At 65.1% G+C, this 3,271-nt stretch carries 2 protein-coding genes; both read right to left on the bottom strand.

Translation table 11 applies throughout. From position 1 onward, the window contains the following. Nucleotides 1–785 (bottom strand): 4-hydroxybenzoate octaprenyltransferase (locus tag EN991_RS28995; RefSeq protein ID WP_127370035.1); only part of this gene is annotated, 785 nt, incomplete at its 3' end. Nucleotides 786–802: 17 nt separating this feature from the next. Further along, on the bottom strand, nucleotides 803–3,271 hold a 2,469-nt coding region (locus tag EN991_RS28990; protein ID WP_281058818.1), incomplete at its 5' end, for an AsmA-like C-terminal region-containing protein.

Here is a 3,271-nt window from a genome sequence, read left to right as displayed (position 1 = left end):
ACCACCAGCATTCCAATGGCGTAAGGCAGCGACATGCCCAACAACCAACCTCCAAGCGACCACGCGCCAACCGTCAGAGCATAGAAAAGGCCAATGCAGGTCTTGCCATGCCGGCCGAACAAGATCGCTGTCGATTTCAGCCCGAGGCGGGTGTCGTCTTTCACGTCAACGTAGGCATAGACGGTGTCATAACCGATCTGCCATGCGATGGCTCCGGCCCACATAAGCAATGCTCCCACCGGGATATGTCCTGCGACCTCGGCCCATGCCATAAGCATCCCCCAGTTGAACGCCGCGCCCAGCACGGCCTGGGGCCAATGGGTGAAACGCTTGCACAGCGGATAGATGAACACGAGCGGCAGAACGCAGATAGCGACCAGGCGCGTGTAGGGAGTTAGAAAAAACAGCAGGGCAGCCGCGAGTGCAAGCTCAACGGTCAGAAAGACAAAGGCCTGCAGGGCGCCCATCTGTCCGCTCGCCAGCGGCCGGAAGCGAGTCCGCTCGACATGGCCGTCAAACTTGCGGTCCGCAATGTCATTGACCGTGGAGCCGGCGCTTCTCATCAGCAAAGCGCCGAGAGAGAAGACAGCCAGTTCCAGAAAGTCCGGGAAACCGTGCGACGCTTGTATCAGCGCAGCCCAGCAAGGAAAAAGCGTCAGCCATATCCCTACAGGGCGATCCAGCCGCGCCAGTCGCGTATATGGTCGCCATGCGGACGGCAATCGGCGATCCACCCAATCGCCCCGGTGAATATCGCTTAAGTCAGGACGGCTCAAAGTCGTCATGAGACCTCCAACTTTCGCTACTGCAGCGACTTCAGCAGATTGTCGATCGTGAACGGATTGGACTTCGGCTTGGCCGGCGGCGGATTGTCGTTGGCCTGCGGCAGCGGCGCCCGCTCCACCTTCGGAGGCTGCGCGGCCTTGCGTTCGGCTTCGAGCCTTGCCTTTTCCTGCGAGGCAATACGCATCGCCTCTTCCGCCTTCTGCCGCTCCTGCTCGGCCTGCGCTTTGGCCGCCTCGTCGGCGGCCTGCTTTTCGGCAGCCGCCTTCGCTTCGGCATCGGCCTTGGCTTTGGCATCTGCGTCCGCCTTGGCTTTCGCCTTCGCGTCGGCCTGAGCCTTTGCGTCCGCCTCAGCCTGAGCCTGTGCATCCGCTTCGGCCTTGGCCTTGGCGTCAGCTTCGGCTTTGAGCCGCGCTGCTTCCTCCTGCCGGCGCAATTCCTCGGCCGCCTTGTCGCGAGCATCCTGCAGCGCAGCGTAATAGCGCACTTCGCGCCGCAGCCGCTGCTTCTCGAGCAGCGCGGCCTGCATCGCCTCGACGCGCTGCTGCTCCTTCTCCAGCGCGCGCTGGGTCAGGAACTGCGCCAGCGGCTCACTGTCGAATGCTCGTTTGACCGCGCCGAACGGCCCCTCGGCGGTGAAATTCACAACCGGCTCGGAGCCGACCAGCGCCTCGTCGCCAGGCTGATAAGTGATCGCACCCTTGGCCGACACCGTGGCCGCGTTGAGATCCGCCGTGATGTCGGCGGACAAGGTCGCCGCTGGATTTTCCAGGCTGACCGGCGGCGCCCGCAGCGTGCCGCCGGCAACCGTGAAGGCTATGTCGGTATCGCCGGCGGCAAAACTGCCATCAGCGGCGATCTCGGGCGCGAAGCCGGCGGTCTTGGCCGCATCGATGTCGCGCCCGATCGCATCCGCCTTGGCGAGGAACGCACTGAACGCATCTGGATTGAGGCCAGCAACTTTCACGCCCTTCAACGCCGCAGTTCCGGAGCCTGACAAGGCAGCCACCATCCCTTCGACCGATTTGCCGCTGCTTGACAGCGCCGTCGAGAAATCGCCGATGCCGCTGATGCCGGCATCCGGCAGCACGGTCGCCAGATCGGCGCCCGCCAGTTTCATCTGGCCAGAGAACAGCCCGGTGCCGTTGTTGTTCTTCAACTCGAATAGGCCGGTCAGCGCTCCGCCCAGCAACTTCGCCTTGAGATCCGAAACGCGGATGCCTTCCTGGTCGAGCTTGAGCGAAAAGGCGGCGTCATAGGCGGTGGCGAACCGGCCGGCGGCCAGTGCTGCCGTCGTCAGGTCGAGGTCGGCGGTGAATGGCAGGCTGGATTTCTGGCTGAACGGTGTCGCCGGCCACACGCCACCCTTGCCTGCCCGGTCTTTGGCTGCGCCCTCCTTGTCGGCCAGAAAGGCGGAGTCGCCGAACAGCGCCACCGCCAGGGGATCGAGGTCGAGTTCGTCGAGCGCCAGCGCCCCGGCCAGATGTGGCACGCCGTCCTTTACATCGATATTGACGTCGCCGGACACCGCCGCTTCGTTGATGGCGCCGCTGAGTTCGTCCAGCACCAGCAGGCCGTTGCCGTAGTCGCCCTGCGCGGCGAGCGACGTCGACATGCCCGCCCCCATGCCTGGCAGGCCGATGCCCGACGTCATCAGCCATGGCTCGATGTCGGCGGCATCGAGGCTGAGCTTGCCCTTGGCGGCGAGGCCTTGCGGCGTGTCGGCGATCGTTCCCTCGAAACCGGCCTTGAAGTCATTGCCGGCAAGGCTGAAATTCGTCGCCAGGCCGCCGCCAAACGTGCCCTTGGCCTGAATATCGGTGTTTGCCTCGCCCAGCATGCCGAGCGGCAGCGCCGGCAGGCCATAGAGCGCCAGCAGCGCGGTGGCATCAGGGTTCTTGGCGTTGAAGGTCAGCGCCACCGGCGCTTCGAGAAGCTTGTCCACCGCGCCCTTCCCCGACAGCGACGCCGAAAAGGCCGAGCCGCCGGCCTTGCCTTGCCCGCTCACCGCCAGGCCCGTGGTGCCGTCGCCATTGTCGGCCGCACTGGCCACCAGGTCGATGCGCGCATCCTGGAACAGCTCGGGATAGGCAGCAGCACGGCTCGACAGTCCCTTGAGCACGGCACTGTCGGGATAGTGCTGGGCGGCGACATCGATCAGCGGCTTCAGATCGACGGCAACCACCGACGCATCGAGCTTGCCGGTCGGGCTCGCGGGGAAATCCTTGATCCGGCCGGTGGCGCTGATCGAGGCGCCGGCCAGCCCGCCCACCGAAAGCCGGTCGATTTCGAGCAGCCCGTCGCGCAGCCTGAGCGCCGTGTCGACCGTGTCGGCGGTCAACCCGCCGGCGTTGACCGGCCCGGCCTTGATCTGGAAATCGAGGTCGCGGTCGGCAAAGCGATTGGCGCCCTTGTCGCTGACGAAGATCGAGGCGAAGGCCGCCAGCCCGTCGACATCGAGATCACCGCCTTCGAGCCGCATCAGCAC

Origin of the sequence: Mesorhizobium sp. M7A.F.Ca.US.005.03.2.1, assembly GCF_003997795.1 — a bacterium.
Taxonomy (GTDB): domain Bacteria; phylum Pseudomonadota; class Alphaproteobacteria; order Rhizobiales; family Rhizobiaceae; genus Mesorhizobium; species Mesorhizobium ciceri.
This window is presented reverse-complemented; position numbering and strand designations above follow the sequence as displayed.